This is a genomic window from Mycolicibacterium sp. SMGY-1XX (assembly GCF_059132455.1).
This window is the reverse complement of sequence record NZ_CP101139.1, coordinates 4,455,241-4,473,498: the sequence shown is the minus strand read 5'-3', so window position 1 is coordinate 4,473,498 and position 18,258 is coordinate 4,455,241. Positions and strand designations below refer to the sequence as shown.

At 69.7% G+C, this 18,258-nt stretch carries 14 protein-coding genes and 2 pseudogenes; 11 read left to right on the top strand and 5 right to left on the bottom strand.

The window, feature by feature from the left end; all coding sequences use genetic code 11:
* Positions 1 to 27 precede the first annotated feature (27 nt).
* Positions 28 to 1,428 (top strand): class II 3-deoxy-7-phosphoheptulonate synthase, encoded by a 1,401-nt coding sequence (locus NL241_RS21550; protein ID WP_487696848.1) that lies wholly within the window; start codon positions 28 to 30, stop codon positions 1,426 to 1,428.
* Between the two features lie 134 nt (positions 1,429 to 1,562).
* Here the strand turns inward: NL241_RS21550 and NL241_RS21545 are convergent, their stop codons facing one another.
* Positions 1,563 to 2,783, bottom strand: a complete 1,221-nt coding sequence (locus tag NL241_RS21545) for a protein kinase domain-containing protein (protein ID WP_494394981.1) — start codon at positions 2,781 to 2,783, stop codon at positions 1,563 to 1,565.
* Between the two features lie 74 nt (positions 2,784 to 2,857).
* On the opposite strand from NL241_RS21545, the gene NL241_RS21540 reads away from it, so the two are divergent.
* The gene (locus NL241_RS21540; protein WP_487696846.1) at positions 2,858 to 3,262 is read left to right on the top strand and encodes an Rv2175c family DNA-binding protein; all 405 of its coding nucleotides are present in this window, start codon (positions 2,858 to 2,860) and stop codon (positions 3,260 to 3,262) included.
* Here NL241_RS21540 and NL241_RS21535 read toward each other — a convergent pair.
* Positions 3,183 to 4,776 (bottom strand): annotated as a pseudogene (locus NL241_RS21535) (alpha-(1->6)-mannopyranosyltransferase A). The gene NL241_RS21540 and the pseudogene NL241_RS21535 overlap by 80 nt on opposite strands.
* Positions 4,777 to 4,783: 7 nt before the next feature.
* Positions 4,784 to 5,860 carry a bifunctional (2E,6E)-farnesyl/geranyl diphosphate synthase gene (gene idsA2, locus NL241_RS21530; RefSeq protein ID WP_487696889.1) on the bottom strand — a complete coding sequence of 359 codons (1,077 nt, stop codon included), beginning with the start codon at positions 5,858 to 5,860 and terminating at the stop codon, positions 4,784 to 4,786.
* A gap of 228 nt (positions 5,861 to 6,088) precedes the next feature.
* On the opposite strand from idsA2, the gene NL241_RS21525 reads away from it, so the two are divergent.
* A complete protein-coding gene (locus NL241_RS21525) occupies positions 6,089 to 6,991 on the top strand; it encodes a methylenetetrahydrofolate reductase (protein WP_487696887.1) in 903 nt (300 codons plus the stop codon).
* Here NL241_RS21525 and NL241_RS21520 read toward each other — a convergent pair whose 3' ends face one another.
* Together NL241_RS21520 and NL241_RS21515 are read right to left on the bottom strand one after the other, a co-directional pair.
* Positions 6,992 to 7,639: a DUF3153 domain-containing protein gene (locus NL241_RS21520; protein WP_487696886.1), complete on the bottom strand. Its 648-nt coding sequence runs from the start codon at positions 7,637 to 7,639 to the stop codon at positions 6,992 to 6,994.
* Between the two features lie 70 nt (positions 7,640 to 7,709).
* The gene (locus NL241_RS21515; RefSeq protein WP_487696845.1) at positions 7,710 to 8,309 is read right to left on the bottom strand and encodes a GNAT family N-acetyltransferase; all 600 of its coding nucleotides are present in this window, start codon (positions 8,307 to 8,309) and stop codon (positions 7,710 to 7,712) included.
* A 296-nt stretch (positions 8,310 to 8,605) separates the two neighbouring features.
* Between NL241_RS21515 and NL241_RS21510 the strand changes: the two genes are divergently transcribed.
* The 8 genes and pseudogenes from NL241_RS21510 to mraY all read left to right on the top strand — a co-directional run bounded on the left by NL241_RS21510 (position 8,606) and on the right by mraY (position 18,244).
* Positions 8,606 to 9,010, top strand: coding sequence for an SCO2097 family morphological protein (locus tag NL241_RS21510; RefSeq protein WP_487696844.1), 405 nt, complete (start codon positions 8,606 to 8,608; stop codon positions 9,008 to 9,010).
* 303 nt (positions 9,011 to 9,313) lie between these two features.
* Positions 9,314 to 9,745 (top strand): division/cell wall cluster transcriptional repressor MraZ, encoded by a 432-nt coding sequence (gene mraZ, locus NL241_RS21505; RefSeq protein ID WP_487696843.1) that lies wholly within the window; start codon positions 9,314 to 9,316, stop codon positions 9,743 to 9,745.
* Positions 9,720 to 10,940, top strand: coding sequence for a 16S rRNA (cytosine(1402)-N(4))-methyltransferase RsmH (gene rsmH, locus NL241_RS21500; protein ID WP_487696842.1), 1,221 nt, complete (start codon positions 9,720 to 9,722; stop codon positions 10,938 to 10,940). Before mraZ ends, rsmH begins: the two co-directional genes overlap by 26 nt.
* Positions 10,940 to 12,084, top strand: a pseudogene (ftsL, locus tag NL241_RS21495) (cell division protein FtsL). The gene rsmH and the pseudogene ftsL overlap by 1 nt, the downstream one beginning before the upstream one ends.
* Positions 12,081 to 14,069 carry a peptidoglycan D,D-transpeptidase FtsI family protein gene (locus NL241_RS21490; RefSeq protein WP_494394980.1) on the top strand — a complete coding sequence of 663 codons (1,989 nt, stop codon included), beginning with the start codon at positions 12,081 to 12,083 and terminating at the stop codon, positions 14,067 to 14,069. The pseudogene ftsL and the gene NL241_RS21490 overlap by 4 nt, the downstream one beginning before the upstream one ends.
* Before the next feature lie 85 nt (positions 14,070 to 14,154).
* Positions 14,155 to 15,675, top strand: a complete 1,521-nt coding sequence (locus NL241_RS21485) for a UDP-N-acetylmuramoyl-L-alanyl-D-glutamate--2,6-diaminopimelate ligase (RefSeq protein WP_487696800.1) — start codon at positions 14,155 to 14,157, stop codon at positions 15,673 to 15,675.
* On the top strand, positions 15,672 to 17,168 hold the full coding sequence (locus tag NL241_RS21480) for a UDP-N-acetylmuramoyl-tripeptide--D-alanyl-D-alanine ligase (protein ID WP_494394979.1): 1,497 nt from the start codon (positions 15,672 to 15,674) through the stop codon (positions 17,166 to 17,168). The genes NL241_RS21485 and NL241_RS21480 overlap by 4 nt, the downstream gene beginning before the upstream one ends.
* The gene (gene mraY / locus NL241_RS21475) at positions 17,165 to 18,244 is read left to right on the top strand and encodes a phospho-N-acetylmuramoyl-pentapeptide-transferase (RefSeq protein ID WP_487696802.1); all 1,080 of its coding nucleotides are present in this window, start codon (positions 17,165 to 17,167) and stop codon (positions 18,242 to 18,244) included. The genes NL241_RS21480 and mraY overlap by 4 nt, the downstream gene beginning before the upstream one ends.
* Positions 18,245 to 18,258: the final 14 nt, after the last annotated feature.

Genomic DNA, 18,258 nt, shown 5'->3' with positions numbered 1-18,258 from the left:
GGTGTCACCCGCGGTTACCATGGATGGGTGAACTGGACCGTCGATGTTCCCATCGAGCAGCTGCCTTCGCTTCCTCCGCTGCCGGATGACCTGCGGAAACGGCTCGATTCCGCCCTGGCACGGCCCGCCGCGCAGCAGCCCGGCTGGGATGCCGGCCAAGCGCAGGCCATGCGCACCGTGCTCGAGAGTGTCCCCCCGGTCACCGTGCCGTCCGAGGTCGAGAAGCTGAAGGGGCTGCTGGCCCAGGTGGCGCGCGGTGAGGCGTTCCTGCTGCAAGGCGGTGACTGCGCCGAGACCTTCGCCGACAACACCGAGCCGCACATCAAGGCCAATATCCGCGCCCTGCTGCAGATGGCCGTGGTGCTGACCTACGGCTCGAGCATGCCGGTGGTGAAGCTGGCCCGGATCGCCGGGCAGTACGCCAAGCCGCGGTCCTCCGACATCGACGCCCTCGGGCTGCGGTCCTACCGCGGTGACATGGTCAACGGTTTCGCCCCGGACGCCGCGGTGCGCGAACACGACGCCTCGCGGCTGGTGCGTGCCTACGCCAACGCCAGCGCCGCGATGAACCTGGTGCGGGCGCTGACGTCGTCGGGGCTGGCCTCGCTGCACCTGGTGCACGACTGGAATCGCGAGTTCGTGCGCACCTCACCGGCCGGCGCACGCTATGAGGCGCTGGCGGGGGAGATCGACCGCGCGCTGCGTTTCATGAGCGCCTGCGGCGTGGCCGATCGCAACCTGCAGACCGCCGAGATCTTCGCCAGCCACGAGGCGCTCGTGCTGGACTACGAGCGCGCCATGCTGCGGCTGTCCACCGACACCTACGGGGAAACGGAAGCGGAGCCCAAGCTCTACGACCTCAGCGCGCACTACATCTGGATCGGCGAGCGCACCCGTCAACTCGACGGCGCGCACATCGCCTTCGCCGAGGTGGTGGCCAACCCGATCGGCGTCAAGCTCGGGCCCACCACCACCCCGGAGATGGCGGTCGAGTACGTGGAGCGCCTGGACCCCAACAACGAGCCGGGCCGCTTGACGCTGGTGACCCGGATGGGTAACAGCAAGGTCCGTGATCTGTTGCCGCCGATCATCGAGAAGGTGCAGGCCACCGGTCATCAGGTGATCTGGCAGTGCGATCCCATGCACGGCAACACCCACGAGTCCTCGACCGGATACAAGACCCGCCACTTCGACCGCATCGTCGACGAGGTGCAGGGCTTCTTCGAGGTGCATCATGGGCTCGGCACCCATCCCGGCGGCATCCACGTCGAGATCACGGGCGAGAACGTCACCGAGTGTCTCGGTGGGGCACAGGACATCTCGGACGACGACCTGGGCGGCCGGTACGAGACCACCTGCGATCCGCGGTTGAACACCCAGCAGTCGCTGGAGTTGGCGTTCCTGGTCGCGGAGATGCTGCGCGACTAGGGCCGGGACCAGCGCCCGGAGGCCGAGGCTGCGAGGGACGAGCAGTCGAAGGAGATCCGGGCCGGGACCAGCGCCCGGAGGCCGAGGCTGCGAGGGACGAGCAGTCGAAGGAGATCCGGGCCGGGACCAGCGCCCTAGATCAGACTCGTCAGGTTGCTGCCCAGCGTCCACGCTGCGGCGGCCACCCCGCCGGTGAGGATCAGCACCACCAGCACCCACACCAGCGTCATCCGGCGGGCGCGCTGGCGCGCCCACTCGAACTCCGAGATCTCGATGCCGGCGAACTGAGCTGCCCGCGAGTCGTATTCGACATCGGGGACTGGTTGCTCGGCAGGGGGCTGCGGTTCCTGCCAGTCGTCGGGTCCCCGGGTGAACACCCGGGTGGGATTGTGCGGCCGCTGCTGCGTGGTCTGCGCCTCGTTGACCCGGCTGTGATGCCGGGCCGCCGAGGTGTGTTGGGCCGAGTTCCGTGGTGCGGGAACCCGGAACGGCGGCAGCCCGAGGTCGACGGCGATGGCTTCGAGGTCGGCACTCATGTCCATGGCGTCGGCATAACGATCGCCGGGATCGCGGGCCGTCGCGCGCAGCACCAGCTCGTCGAACTGCGCCGGCACACCGGTGATTCCGGCGCTGGGGGGCGGCACATCGTGTTCGAGCCGCTGGTATGCGACGGCCAGGGAGGTATCGCCGGTGAACGGTGTTGTGCCGGTGAGCAATTCGTAGGTCAGGATGCCCAGCGAATAGACGTCGCTGCGGGGGCCGGCGTTGCCGCTGCTGACCTGCTCGGGAGACAGATAGGCCGCGGTGCCCAGAATGACGCTGGTGGAGGTGATCCCGGCCTGCGCGACGGCCCGCACCAGACCGAAATCGGCCAGCTTGACGTCGCCGTCGTCGGAGATCAGGACGTTCTCCGGTTTGACGTCGCGGTGCACCAGGCCGCCGCGGTGCGCCACGGCCAGTCCCCCCAACAGGGGCCGCAGCACGGCGGTGACGGCGTGTGGCGGCATCGGCCCGCGCTCACGCAGCAGTTCGCGCAGTGTGCCGCCCTCCACGAGTTCCATGACCAAAAAGGGCGGCCACCCGCTGGGTTCTCCGCCGCCCTGGTCGAAGACGGCCACCAGGCCCGGGTGCGACAGCCGGGCCACGGCGCGTGCTTCCAGTTGAAAGCGCGTCAGGAATTGGTGGTCACCGGCATACCGGGAGTCCATCACCTTGATCGCGACGGGCCGGTCGAGGCGGATGTCGGTGCCGCGATACACCGTTGACATCCCGCCGGTCGCGATCTGGGTCTCCACCCGGTAGCGACCGTCCAGCAGGGTGCCCTCGAGCGGGTCATGCGGCGGCGGTGCGGTCACCGGGCCATGGTAAGCGTGACCGGTTGCGGCCAATGCGATGGCAAGGCCGCCGCCCGGCGTCCTACACTTCTCCGGTGAGCAGCATCCCCGCGGGCGACGACGTGCTCGATCCGGCCGAACCGGTCCACGACCTGCCTACCGTCGCCCACATGCTCGGTATCCCCGTCACGAAGGTGCACCAGTACCTGCGCGACGGCCACCTGGTGGCGCTGCGGCGGGACGGCGTGGTGGTGGTACCGCAGATCTTCTTCACCCCGTCCGGGCAGGTGGTCAAGCCGCTGGCCGGGTTGCTGGCAGTGCTGCGTGACGGCGGCTACCGCGACACCGAGATCCTGCGCTGGCTGTTCACCGCGGACTCCTCGCTGACGGCGACCTTCGACGGCAACCGCGAGTCGGTGCTCAATGCCCGGCCGGTCGACGCGCTGCACGCCCATCAGGCGCGCGAGGTGGTCCGCCGCGCCCAGGCCATGGCGTACTAGACAGCGGCCTACTGGACCGTCTCGCGGGTGGCGGTGTCCTCGCGGCGCAGCCAGTACCACGCGCCGACCGCGCACGCGGTGGCCAGTATCACGTGGATCCACACGTACATGCCATGGGAGCCATCGGGTTTGAAGATCACCATGATCCAGGTGGAGAACCCGGCGATGGCCGCGACGGCCCGCCGGGACTGGGCGATCGCCGAGATCACCGCCAGCGGCCAGGTGTAGTACCAGGGCAGCGCGGCCGGAACGAACAACACCACCACCAGCATCGCCCAGCCGATGCCCAGCACCACCTCACGGTCATCATGGCGGTAACGCCACCACAGCAGCGGCAGGCTGACCGCGATGATCAGGATGCCGGCAATGCGGGTCACGTCCAGCACGGCGTAGAAGTTGACCGGCACCAACAGCCCGCCCACGGCGTTGGTGACATTGGCGATGGCGGTGGGAATGGTGAGCCAGTTGATGATCTTGACCGACCCGGCCAGTGCGGTGAGCCAACCCAGACCCACCCCGGCCGCCAGGGACAAGATGGCGAACACCCCCACGAAGATCGCCACCGAACCCGTGGCGGCGATCGCGAAGGCCGGCAGTGTGCGATAACCGCGCCGGTCCCGCAGCGCCCGCATCCACACCCAGACCATGAAGGGCAGGGCCAGCCCGGCGGTGGCTTTGACCGCCACGGCCACCGCGGCCAGTGCCACCCCGGTGACGAACCGGTGCGCGAACACGAAAGCGATGCCGGCCATCATCAGCCCGACCATCAGCATCTCGTTGTGCACCCCGCCCATCAGGTGGATGATCACCAGCGGATTGAGTGCACAGATCCACAGCGCCACAGCGCCGTTGGTGCCCAGGTGCCGGGCGATGCGCGGTGCGGCCCAGATCAGCAGGGCCAGCCCGGGCAGCATGCACAGCCGCAACACCATGGTGCCGGCGATGACGTTGTCGCCGACGAGCATGGTGACGAACTTGGCCACCAGGATGAACGCCGGACCGTACGGGGCGGTGGTGGTGGTCCAGATCGGACTCACGTTGTCCAGCAACGGGTTCGGATTCTCGATCGGTCCCACCGCATAGGGGTCGAAGCCGTCCCGCAGCAGCGCGCCCTGCGCCAGGTAGGAATAGGTGTCGCGGCTGAACAGCGGCACCGACAGCAGCAGGGGAGCCAGCCAGAAGCCGGTGGTGGCCACCATCGTGTACTCGTCCACATGGTGTGTGCTGCGGTCGAGCATCCGTCGGCCCAACCACAGCCAGGCCACCAGCATCACCGCGACGCCGCCCCACAGGAACACCGAGGACAGCACCAGGCCGTGCCCGAACCGCAGCCACGACAGGTGCATCGACTCCAGGACGGGATCCTGGGAGCGGGTGCTGCCCGCCCCCAACCCACCCGCGGTGATCATGAGCGCACCGAGGAACCCGAGCAGCGCCGGCCGGGCCTCCTCGGTCTGGCTGAACGCGCGCAGGCGCGCCAGATGACTCGGGCGTTCCGCGGTGGATGACGTCATCAGCTGCTCAGGCCGACCGGTTGGAGACCAATCTGGCGAGTTCGGCCAGACCGATCTTCGCCTGCTCGCTGATCGGCGCCGTCGCCAGCATGTCGGTGGCCCGGCGCGTCAACGTCTCGATGCGGGCTTCCACCGCGGCCAGCGCACCCACCGACTCGATCACCTGACACAGCTCCCGAACCTGGGGTTCGGTCAGTTCGGTGCCCACCGAGGTGCGCAGCAGTTCGGCGGCGAGGGGATCCGATTTCCCGGAGCGTTCCACCGCTTCGGCCAGCAGCACGGTGCGCTTCCCGGAGCGCAGGTCATCACCGGACGGCTTACCGGTGACCGCCGGGTCGCCGAACACACCGAGCACGTCGTCGCGCAGCTGGAACGCCACGCCCAGATCGTTGCCGACCTCGTGGAAGATGGCCTGTACGTCGGGCCGGTCAGCGGCCGCGGCCGCACCCAGCTGCAGCGGGCGGGCGATGGTGTAGGAGGCGGTCTTGAAGGTGTTGACCTTCATGGCCGATTCGATGGACTCGTCGCCGCTGGACTCGTTCACGATGTCCAGGTACTGGCCGCCGAGCACCTCGGTGCGGATGTCCGACCAGACGCGCCGCACCCGGCGGTGTGCGTCCACGGACAGGGGAGCGGTGGCGATGATGTCGTCCGCCCAGCACAACGACAGGTCCCCGAGCAGGATCGCCGCCGACAGCCCGAACTGGCCGGCGGATCCACGCCAGCTCTGTTGGCGGTGCAGGTCGGTGAAGTGGACGTGCACGGTGGGCCAGCCGCGGCGCGTGGCCGACGCGTCGATCACGTCGTCGTGGACCAGGGCGCACGCCTGCAGCAGTTCCAGCGCGCCGAAGAGGCGCAGAACGTCGGGGTCCAGGGTCTTGGCGGCGTCACCGCTTTGGTCGGGTGCCACCGCCCGCCAGCCCCAGTAGGCGAACAGTGGGCGCAGCCGCTTGCCGCCGCGCAGCACGAATTCCTCCAGCGCAGCGATCAGCCCGTCGTAATCGGTGCCGATGTACGCGGCGGCTTCCCGGCGTTCCCGCAGGTAAAGCCGCAATTGCTCGGTGACGGCGCCGGCCAGCTCCATAGCTGTCGGTGCCGCGACTTCGACGCTCAGCGCGGCGCCCCTTTCTCCTGCTTGCAGGCTCGCATCCGGTGTGCAGTCCCCCGAGCGCATACAAGGGTAGAGCGTCGGCGTCCGTTCGCGTGACTCAGACCACCGGTGTGGTGTCGCGCGGGCGCGCCGACGGCTCCCGGCCGCACTTATGCTGGGTGGGTGAAAACCAGGAGTGCCGGTAGCAGCACGACATCGGTCGTGGACCGGATCGCCCAGGTCGGCAGCGACCGGGTGCCGTTCTCCGTGGAGTTCTACCCGCCGCGGGACGCCGCCGCCGAGGCGCGTCTGTGGCGCGCGGCCAGGATCTTCGAACCGATGGGACCGGCGTTCGTGTCGGTCACCTACGGCGCGGGCGGCTCCACCCGTGACCGCACCGTCCGTGTCGTCGGCCAGCTGGCGGAGTCCACCACGCTGCTGCCGGTTGCGCACCTGACCGCCGTCGGGCACTCGGTGGGCGAGCTGCGCGCGATGATCGGCGCCTACGCCGACCGCGGTATCCAGAACGTGCTGGTGTTGCGCGGTGATCCGCAGGGCGGGGTGCACGAAGAGTGGGTCAAGCACCCCGAGGGCCTCGAGTACGCCGTCGAGATGGTCGAGATGGTGCGCGGGCTCGGTGACTTCCACGTCGGGGTGGCCTCGTTCCCCGAGGGTCATCCTCGTGCGGTCGACCTCGAGCAGGACACCGCCAACCTGGTGGGCAAGCTGCGGGCCGGCGCCGAGTACTCCATCACCCAGATGTTCTTCGACGTCGACGACTACCTGCGTCTGCGTGACCGGGTGGTGGCCGCCGACCCCGAGCAGGGCGCCAAACCGCTGATCCCCGGGCTCATGCCCATCACGTCGCTGCGGGTGCTGCGCCGGCAGTGTGAGCTGGCCGGCTCGCAGATCCCGCCGGCGCTACTGGACCGGCTGACCGCCGCCGCGGGCTCCGGTCCCGAGGAGGACCGCGATGAGGTCCGCAAGGTCGGCATCGAACTGGCCACCGAGATGAGCGCCCGGCTGATCGCCGAAGGCGCGCCGTGTCTGCACTTCTGCACGCTGAACTTCGCCCGGGCCACCGGTGAGGTGCTGGCCAACCTGGGCCTGATGGCGAAGGTCTGACTAGCGGTTGTTGAACCGCGGTGAGCGGTCCCTGGCCATCCAGGCCAGCAGCCCCACCAGGCCCGCGACCACCAGCGACGAGATGCCCAGCACCAGCGCCCCTCCGGTGAACGAGCGGGTGCTCGGGTCGGTGTAGCGAGCCTGCGCGCTCATGGTGTTGACGATTCCCGGCTTGAGTTTCCACTCCACGATGTCGGTGTCGATGCGGTTGCCGTTGGTGGAGGTGATCTCGCCGGGGAACGACACGGTCAGTTCCACCTCGGCTTCCTGGTCGGTGAGCGAGGTCAGGTCCACGCGGCCTTCGAGGATCACCAGGTTGCCGGCGCGGCGGAAGGACAGGTCGACGCCCGCGGCGTCGGGGTTGATGTTGGCCAGCTGCGGCACCTCGGCGAAGCTGAGGTTGGAGAACACCGCCTCCGAGCCCACATACCCGTCGTTGTCGGTGTAGTCGCTGATCGCGACCTTCTGCGAGAACGGCACGTTGGACGAGAACTGCGGGCCCTTGTCCTGATCGTCGGCCGGTTTCGCCGCGGCGATGATCTGCCCGGACACCAGGTCGTCGGGGGAGACGGTGAGCGTGGTGCGCACCTTGACGCATCCGACCGCCAGGGGAGCGACCACCAGGAGCAGGACGGCCAGGGCGAGCATCCGGATCCGGCGGGGGTGTTGTGGCCTGCGCACCGGGTCATCGTGCCAGACCGGGGCGGTGGACTCCCCGCTAGAGGGGAAGATCGCGGCCGAGGATCGCGAACGCCCGCGGGTCGCCGGCGAAGTGATAGCCGCGGATCACGTCGGTGAAGCCGAGCCTGCGGTACAGCCGCCACGCCCGGTTGGCTTCGCCGTTGATCTCCGGTGTCGACAGCAGCACGTGGGCTTCGGCCCGGCCGGCGAGCAGTCGGCGGGCCAGCGCCTCACCCAGGCCGCGGCCCTGCGCCGGTGGGTTGATGTGCAGTTCGGTGAGTTCGAAATAGCTGCTCATCAGGTCATTGATCTCGGTGGCGCTGCGTCCGGCGCGGCGCAGTCCCTGCACCACCTGCTGCTGCCACCACTGGTCCGGTGCGCCGCAATACCCGTAGGCCACCCCCAGCAGGGGCGCCGAGGTGAAATCCGGGTCGGCCGGCTCCGCGGAGGGCTCGGCGTCGACCTCGACGGCGGCCACGGCTTTCCAGCCCTTTCTGCGGGTGTGTTCCAGCCACATCGACGCGCGCTGGTCCTCCGTCCCGCGGGGGTAGCGCATGGCATCGACGTACACGCTGAGCGCGTCCCCGAGGCGGTGGCGCATGGCGTCGGGCGACAGGTCGATGAGATATGTCGCCAATGCTCGATGTCCTCCGGTAGCCGTCGCGGCGTCGTTCTTCGTTGGTGGTTTCACTCGACGAACCGAGTTTCCCTGACGAACTCATTATCTTCGGTGAGGGGAGTGCATCTCACAGATGTCGTAAGTCATACAATCGGAAGGCGAACTAGGTGGTACGGCTCAGATTCACCTCGTATCATCGTTGTTAGCAGCTCGCAAAAGCGGGCAACTAGTTGTACACACCCGCACCACTCCGACCACAAGAGAGGCCCACCGGCCCCTCGGTCATGACCCGCCGCGCCGGCAAGGAGGGACGAATGCCACTCTCCGATCATGAGCAGCGCATGCTCGACCAGATCGAGAGCGCTCTCTACGCCGAGGACCCGAAGTTCGCTTCCAGTGTCCGCGGCGGCAATCTTCGCGCCCCGTCCGCTCGCCGCCGACTGCAGGGTGCCGCGCTCTTCGTGATCGGTCTGGCGATGCTGGTGTGCGGCGTCGCGTTCAAGGCGACCATGATCGGTGGTTTCCCGATCCTGTCCGTCATCGGATTCATCGTGATGTTCGGCGGCGTCGTGTACGCCATCACCGGTCCGCGTGGCGTCGGCAAGGACAAGTCGGCCCCGGCCCCCGGTGGCGCGAATCGTCAGAAGAAGTCCAAGGGCGGCGGTGGTTCGTTCACCAGCCGGATGGAGGACCGTTTCCGTCGCCGCTTCGACCAGTGAGCTGAACCGGCGCGCCTGAACCCGCGCGCCGGGCCTGGTCCCGCCCCCCGCTTCCCCCACAAGGCCCCACTAGGGGCCTTTTTTGTTGCCTACACACGGCTGACCTGCTCTTTCTCTCCTTGAGGTGAGACGCGCAGGTCTCTTCGTCGACCCCGCCCGGCGCTGGCGGGGGGCCGTTTGGGGAGCGGGGTGGGGCGCGACACTCTCAAAGTGGCAACAGATGGAGAAAAGTGGGGGATTGTGGGGTATCGTGGCTGACGTTGGAGAGGACGGGATCCGAACCGCGGGGCCTGGAGGTGACGAGTGTTTCTCGGCACCTACACGCCCAAGCTCGACGACAAGGGGCGGCTGACACTGCCCGCCAAGTTCCGCGACGCACTGGCAGGAGGGTTGATGGTCACCAAGAGCCAAGATCACAGCCTTGCCGTCTACCCGCGTGCGGAGTTCGAGCAGGTGGCTCGCCGGGCTGCGCAGGCGTCGCGCAGCAACCCCGATGCCCGGGCCTTCCTGCGCCACCTGGCGGCGGGCACCGACGAGCAGCACCCGGACGCACAAGGCCGGATCACCCTGTCCGCCGACCACCGGCGCTACGCCGGTCTGTCGAAGGAGTGTGTGGTCATCGGCTCCGTCGACTACCTGGAGATCTGGGACGCCCAGGCCTGGCAGGACTACCAGCAGCTACACGAAGAGAACTTCTCCGCGGCCAGCGATGAAGCACTCAGCGACATCATCTGATTGGGAGGCCCATCCGGAATGTGAGCCGGCACGTGCCCGTGCCTCGTGGCCTCTGCCCGAGCCGACCCTGGCGTACTTCCCCAACGCCAGGTTCTCGCTCTCGGACAGGGACCTGGAGGCAAGGGCCGTCCGCCCGCTCCGCCGGATGTCGGTGTGCAGAACAACAGGAAGCGGTGTCGCGGTGGCGGACGAAAATCGGGGCGGAGGTCCCGGGGGAGCCGAGTACGGGCACATCCCGGTTCTCCTCGACCGGTGTGTCGAGCTGCTCGCCCCGGCGCTGACCGCACGCGCCGCCGACGGGTCGGGCGCGGTCTACGTGGACGCCACTCTGGGAGCGGGCGGTCACACCGAACGACTGTTGACCGATCTGCCCGGGCTGCGCGCCGTCGGGCTGGACCGTGATCCCTCCGCACTCGAGATCGCCGGTGGCCGGTTGGCCCGCTTCGGTGAGCGGGTGACACTGGTCCGCACCCGCTACGACGGCATCGCCGACGCGCTGACCGAATCCGGTTATGCCGCATTCGATTCGGTGGACGGGGTGCTCTTCGACCTCGGTGTGTCGTCGATGCAGCTGGACCGCACCGAGCGGGGATTCTCCTACTCCGCCGACGCCCCGTTGGACATGCGGATGGATCCTGATCTGCCGCTGACGGCCGCCGACATCCTCAACACCTACGACCATGGACCGCTGACGGCGATCCTGCGGGAGTTCGGCGAAGAGAAGTTCGCCAGCAAGATCGCCAAAGAGGTGATCCGCCGCCGGCAGCGCCAGCCGTTCGTGAGCACGGGCGACCTGGTCGAACTGCTCTACGACGCCATCCCGGCGCCGGCGCGGCGCACCGGCGGGCATCCGGCCAAGCGCACTTTCCAGGCGCTGCGGGTGGCCGTCAACGCCGAACTCGATTCGCTGCGCGCGGCGTTACCCGCCGCGCTCGCGGCGCTGCGGCCGGGCGGTCGTGTGGTGGTGATGGCCTACCAGTCTCTGGAGGACCGCATCGTCAAGAGCGTTTTCGCCGAGGCCACGGCCAGCCGCACCCCGCCGGGCCTGCCTGTCGAACTTCCAGGGCACGAACCGGAATTCGGGTCGTTGACGCGAGGTGCCGAACGCGCCGACGCCGACGAGATCGACCGTAATCCACGTAGCGCCGCGGTCCGGCTGCGCGCGGTAGAGCGACTGACAGGGAGGGTGCGGTGATGAAAACCAAGCGCAGCAGCAGTCCGAAGGCGCAGCACCCTGACGACGAGATCGTCATCCGCAGTGCCGACCGGCGTCGTGGCCGCCCGGACACCAAGTCCGAGCCCAAGGGCAAGGACAAGAAGCCGCGCACCCCGGCTGAACCGGCCCGCACGCGTAAGACCAAGGGCGCCAAGGCCACCCGCGGCCGTGCGCCCGGCCGCGAACCGCGCGGTCTCGGCACCCCGCCCGGGCATGCGCCTGCCACCACACCGGTCCGCCGTCCCGCGCCGGCCAAGAACGCCAGCCAGGCCAAGGCGCGCGCCAAGGCCCGGAAGGCCAAGGCGCCGAAGGTGGTTCGTGTTCCGCTGCGTCAGCGGATCATCACCCGGCTGGAGACCATCGACCTGCGTCCGCAGGCACTGGCCGCCCGCGTCCCGTTCGTGGTCCTGGTGATCGGGGCCCTGGGCGTCGGTCTGGGGGTGACACTGTGGTTGTCCACCGATGCCGCCGAACGGTCCTACCAGCTGGGCAGCGCCAAGCAGACCAATGAAGCGCTGCTGCAACAGAAAGAGGCCCTCGAACGCGACGTGTTGGAGGCCCAGGCGGCGCCCGCGCTGGCCGAAGCGGCGCGCGGGCTTGGGATGATCCCGTCCCGTGACACCGCGCACCTGGTGCAGGACCCCGCAGGCAACTGGATGGTGGTGGGCACCCCCAAGCCGGCCGAGGGCGCACCTCCGCCGCCCCTGAACACCCCGCTGCCCGAGAACACCCCCGCGCCCCGGCCCCAGGCGGTCACCGCCGCGCAGGATCCCGGCAATCCGGAACGCCCCGTGCGTATCTCGGGCACACCGGGTACGCCTAGCGCGGCCGGCACGCCCGGCGCGCCGGCTGCCACACTTCCCGCCGGCCCCGAGGTACCCGTCCGGATCCCGGTCCCCGGCGCCCCGGCCGGGACCGACCATGCACCGGCGGGCCCGCCGGCCGAACCGCTGGCCGGCGGCCCAGCCCCGGCCCCGTCACCGGCCCGGCGCCCGGTCCGGTCACCGGTCCACTGCCCGGCCCCGTGGCGCCGTTGGCCGACCCCGTGGCGCCGTTGGCGGCGGACCCCGCGATCGTGCCGCCGCCGGCTCCCGCTCCGGCCCCGCCGGGAGCCCCGGCGTGAGGCGTGCCAAGGCGAACAAACCGGCAAAGGACACCACCGAGAAGACCCGCAGCGCCAAGGTGAGCCGGACGGCCGCACGTGCGCCGAAAGCCACTGCGCCGCAACAGGGTCACTCGGCGCGCCGTCGTCGTACCCGCCTGCCGGCCGAAGCCGGCGGTGCCCCGGCGACCACCGGCTCGGGCAAGACGTCGGGATTCGCCTTTCGTCGCCGCACCGGCAACATCGCGATCGGCGTGCTGATCGCGGTGGCGGCGGCGCAGCTGTTCAACCTGCAGGTGCCGCAAGCGGCGGGGCTGCGCGCCGAGGCCGCCGGGCAGTTGAAGGTCACCGACGTCCAGCAGGCCCTGCGCGGCGCCATCGTCGACCGCAACTTCGACAAGCTGGCCTTCACCATCGAGGCGCGGGCCCTGACGTTCCAGCCGGTGCGTATCCGCGAACAACTCGAGGAGGCGCGGGCGAAATCGCCGGAGGCCCCCGACCCGCAGACCCGCCTGCGCGACATCGCCAAGGAGGTGTCCGCGCGGCTGGACGGGCGGCCCGACATGGCGACGGTGCTGCGCAAGCTGCGAAGCAACGAATCCTTCGTCTATCTGGCGCGCGCGGTGGACCCGGCGGTGGCCACGGCCATCATGGACAAATTCCCCGAGGTGGGGTCGGAGCGCCAGGATCTGCGCCAGTACCCCGGCGGATCGCTGGCCGCCAACATGGTCGGCGGTATCGACTGGGACGGTCACGGACTGCTGGGGCTCGAGGATTCGATGGACTCGGTGCTGGCCGGAACCGACGGCTCGGTGACCTATGACCGCGGCTCCGACGGCGTGGTGATCCCGGGCAGCTACCGCAACCGCCACGACGCGGTGGACGGTTCGACGGTGCAGCTCACCATCGACGACGACATCCAGTTCTACGTCCAGCAGCAGGTGCAGCTCGCCAAGGACGCATCCGGCGCCAAGAACGTCTCGGCCGTCGTCCTCGACGCCAAGACCTCCGAGGTACTGGCGATGGCCAACGACAACACCTTCGACCCGAGCCAGGACATCGGCCGCCAGGAGAACCGGCAGTTGGGCAACCCGGCGGTGTCCTCGCCGTTCGAACCGGGGTCGGTGAACAAGATCATCACCGCGGCCACCGCCATCGAACTCGGCCTCACCAACCCCGACGAGGTGCTGCAGGTACCCGGCTCGATCAACATGGGCGGCGTCACCGTCGGCGACGCCTGGAGCCACGGCGTCGAGCCCTACACCACCACCGGCGTCTTCGGGAAGTCGTCCAACGTCGGGACGCTGATGCTGGCGCAGCGCATCGGCCCGGAGAAGTTCGCCGAGATGCTCACCAAGTTCGGGCTGGGCCAGCGCACCGGAGTCGGATTGCCCGGTGAGACCTCCGGGCTGGTGCCGCCCATCGACCAGTGGTCGGGCAGCTCGTTCTCCAACCTGCCCATCGGCCAGGGCCTGTCGATGAGCCTGCTGCAGATGGCGGGTATGTACCAGGCCATCGCCAACGACGGGGTGCGCATCCCGCCGCGCATCATCAAGGCCACCATCGCCGCCGACGGCACCACGACCGAAGAACCGCGCCCCGAGGGCATCCGGGTGGTCTCGCCGCAGACGGCGCAGGTCACCCGCAACATGTTCCGCGCCGTCGTGCAGCGCGACCCGATGGGCGTCCAGCAGGGCACCGGGCCGCAGGCCGCCGTGGAGGGCTACCAGGTGGCCGGCAAGACCGGCACGGCGCAGCAGATCAACCCGGCCTGCGGCTGCTACTTCAGCGACGTCTACTGGATCACCTTCGCCGGGATGGTCACCGTCGACGACCCGCGCTACATCGTCGGGATCATGATGGATGCGCCGCATCGTGCGGCCGACGGGTCGCCCGGTTCCTCGGCGGCGCCGCTGTTCCACAACATCGCGTCCTGGCTGCTGCAGCGTGAAAACGTGCCGCTGTCGCCGGATCCCGGCCCACCGCTGGTGCTGCGCCAGACCTGACTGACCGAGCCCGCCATGCCCGACGCCGCCGCAGCGGCTTAGTAGGGTGTCAAGGCTGACCACGGCGCGAACGGAGGTGAAGACCGTGTCGAGCCCGTTGCGACCCGGAACCACCACCGGCGTTCCACTGGCTGAGCTGGCGGCGTCTCTCGGCACCGACGCCGAGGTGCCCGACGTCACCGTGCACGGGGTGACGCTGCGAGCCCAGGACGCCCAGCCGGGTGACCTGTTCGCCGCACTGGCCGGAACCAGGGCGCACGGGGCCCGCTACATCGGCGACGCGGTGTCCCGGGGTGCCGTGGCGGTACTGACCGACGACGCCGGTCTGGCCGTGGCCCGCGACGCCGGGGTTCCGGTGCTGCTGCACGCACACCCCCGCACGGTCCTGGGCCGGCTGGCTGCCGAGGTGTACGGCAGGCCGTCGGACACGGTGTCGGTCATCGGGGTCACCGGCACCTCGGGAAAGACCACCACCACCTATCTGATCGAGGCCGGCCTGCGGGCGGCCGGCCGCACCGCCGGACTGATCGGCACCGTCGGAATCCGGATCGCCGGTGTCGATGTGCCGAGCTCGCTGACCACCCCGGAGGCGCCGGCGCTGCAGGCGCTGCTGGCGTTGATGGCCGAGCGTGGCGTCGACACCGCGGTGATGGAGGTGTCCAGCCACGCGCTGTCGCAGGGCCGGGTCGACGGGGTGCACTACGCCGTCGGTGGCTTCACCAACCTCTCCCGCGACCACCTCGACTACCACCCCACGATGGCCGACTACTTCGAAGCCAAGGCCCGCCTGTTCGACCCGGCTTCGGGGGTGCACGCCCGTCGGTCGGTGATCTGCGTCGATGACGACGCCGGCCGTGCGATGGCCGCGCGGGCGCACGATCCGGTGACGGTCAGCACCACCGGTGCCGCCGACTGGACGGTCTCCGAGGTGGTGCACCTGCCCGACGGGGCGCAGGAGTTCACGGTGTGTGATCCCGCCGGTGTGCACCACCGCATTGGGTTGCGCCTGCCCGGTGGCTACAACATCGCCAATTGCCTTGTCGCGCTGGCGGTTCTCGACACCGTGGGCGTGGCGCCGGAGCAGGCGGCGCCCGGATTGCGGGACGCGACGGTGCCCGGCCGGCTGGAGCCCATCGACCGGGGCCAGGGGTTCCTGGCGCTCGTCGACTACGCCCACAAGCCGGGTGCGCTGCACGCGGTGCTGCAGACCCTGCGCACCCAGAATCCGGCGGGCCGCCTGGCGGTGGTGTTCGGTGCCGGCGGTAACCGTGATGCCGGCAAGCGCGCACCCATGGGTGCGGTGGCCGCCGAACTCGCCGACCTCGTGGTGATCACTGACGACAATCCCCGCGACGAGGAGCCCGCCGCCATCCGCGCGGAGATCCTCGCCGGAGCCGTCGGCGGAGCCGAGGTGGTGGAGATCGGTGACCGGGCCGCGGCCATCGCGCACGCGGTGAGCTGGGCCCGCCCCGGCGATGTCGTGCTGGTCGCCGGGAAAGGTCACGAGTCCGGCCAGACCGCTGGTGGACAGACCCGCCCGTTCGACGACCGCGACGAGCTGGCGCGCGCGCTGGAGGCCCTCGGGCGTTTGGGGACCGTCTCGTGATCGAGCTTTCGCTGGCCGAGATCGCCGAGATCACCGGTGGGGAACTCGCCGATATCAGTGCCGCCGACGCCGCCGCCACCGTCGTCACCGGCACGGTCGAATTCGATTCGCGCGCAGTGGCCGCAGGGTCGTTGTTCCTGGCGTTGCCCGGTGCGCGCAGCGATGGCCATGACTTCGCCGCAGCGGCGGTGGCGGCGGGTGCGGTCGCGGTACTGGCGGCGCGCCCGGTCGGTGTGCCCGCCATCGTGGTGACACCGCAACTGGGGGACGGCAGTGCCGGCGTGCTCGAACACGACGCCGACGGCTCCGGGGCCGCGGTGCTGGCGGCGCTCGGACGGCTGGCCGCCGAGGTGGCCCGGCGCCTGGTCGCCGGGGGACTCACCATCGTCGGCGTCACCGGGTCCTCCGGCAAGACGTCCACCAAGGACCTGCTGGCCGCGGTGCTCACGCCGTTGGGTCAGGTGGTGGCCCCGCCGGGGTCGTTCAACAACGAGCTGGGCCATCCGTGGACGGTGCTGCGGGCCGACGAGTCCACCGACTACCTGATCCTGGAGATGTCGGCGCGACACCCCGGCAACATCGCGGCGCTGGCCGCCATCGCACCGCCCCAGATCGCGGTGGTGCTCAACGTCGGCACCGCCCACCTCGGCGAGTTCGGCTCCCGGCAAGCCATCGCCGACACCAAAGCCGAGTTGCCGCAGGCAGTTCCGGCCTCCGGTGTGGTGGTGCTCAACGCCGACGACACCGTGGTGGCCGCGATGGCCGACAAGACCGCGGCCCGGGTGGTGCGGGTGGGCCGCGGCGCCGCCGCGGATGTCTGGGCCGACGACGTGGTCCTCGATGCCGAGGCCAGACCCAGCTTCACCCTGCACAGCCCGGCCGGCACCGTGGCGATCCAGCTGGCGGTGCACGGCGACCACCAGGTGTCCAACGCGCTGTGCGCGGCCGCCGTCGCACTCGAGTGCGGTGCCACCGTCGAGCAGGTGGCCGCCGCGTTGTCTGCGGCCGGGCCGGTCTCCAAAGCGCGGATGGCGGTCACCACCCGCACCGACGGCGTGACCGTCATCAACGATGCCTACAACGCCAATCCCGATTCGATGCGCGCCGGTCTGCAGGCGCTGGCCTGGATGGCGCGCAACGGCGGACAGCGCAGGAGGAGTTTCGCGGTCCTCGGCGAGATGGCCGAACTGGGCGAGGACGCCATTTCCGAGCACGATCGCATCGGCCGGCTCGTCGTGCGATTAGATGTCAGTCGACTCATCGTCGTCGGAACCGGGAGGTCAATGAGCGCCATGCACCACGGTGCGGTCATGGAGGGATCGTGGGGTGCCGAGTCCACGCAGGTGGCCGATGCCGAGGCGGCCCTGGAGCTGTTGCAGGCCGAGCTGGCTGCTGGTGACGTGGTCCTGGTGAAGGCCTCCAACTCGTCCGGGCTGGCCGCGCTGGCCGAGCGCTTGTTGTCCGGTCCGGCGGCGGGGGAACCTTCTCGATGAGACTGATCCTGATCACCGTCGGCCTGTCGCTGGCGGTGTCGATCCTGCTCACGCCGTGGCTGATCCGGCTGTTCAACCGGCAGGGCCTGGGCCACGAGATCCGGGAGGACGGCCCGCCCAGCCACAAGACCAAGCGCGGCACCCCGTCGATGGGCGGAGTGGCCATCCTGGCCGGTATCTGGGTCGGGTATCTCGGCACCCACCTGGTGGGGGTGGCGCTCGACGGCGAGGGGCCGTCGGCCTCCGGTCTGCTGGTACTCGGGCTGGCCACGGCGCTGGGGCTGGTCGGGTTCATGGACGACATGATCAAGCTGCGCCGGGCCCGCAACCTCGGGCTGAACAAGACCGCCAAGACGGTGGGGCAGATCGCCGCCGCGGTGCTGTTCGGGGTGCTGGTGCTGTGGTTCCGCAACGGCGACGGCCTGACTCCCGGCAGCACGGAACTGTCCTATGTCCGCGAGATCGCCACCGTGACGCTGCCGCCGCTGGTGTTCATCCTGTTCGTGGTGGTGCTGGTCAGCGCCTGGTCCAACGCGGTGAACTTCACCGACGGGCTGGACGGGCTGGCCGCCGGGTCCATGGGGATGGTGTCGGCGGCGTACGTGCTGATCACGTTCTGGCAGTACCGCAACGCGTGCGCCACCTCGCCGGGCCTGGGCTGTTACAACGTGCGTGATCCGCTGGACCTGGCGATCGTGGCCGCGGCCACCGCCGGCGCGTGTATCGGCTTCCTGTGGTGGAATGCCGCGCCGGCCAAGATCTTCATGGGCGACACCGGTTCGCTGGCACTCGGCGGCATCATCGCCGGCATCTCGGTGACCAGCAAGACCGAGGTGCTGGCCGTGGTGCTCGGCGCCCTGTTCGTCGCCGAGATCGTCTCGGTGGTGGTGCAGATCATGGCGTTCCGCACGACGGGGCGGCGGGTTTTCCGCATGGCGCCCTTCCATCACCATTTCGAGCTGGTGGGCTGGGCCGAGACGACGGTGATCATCCGGTTCTGGCTGCTGACGGCGATCGCCTGCGGTCTGGGTGTGGCGCTGTTCTACGGCGAGTGGCTCAGCGCCATCGGCGCCTGATGGCGCAGCGATCG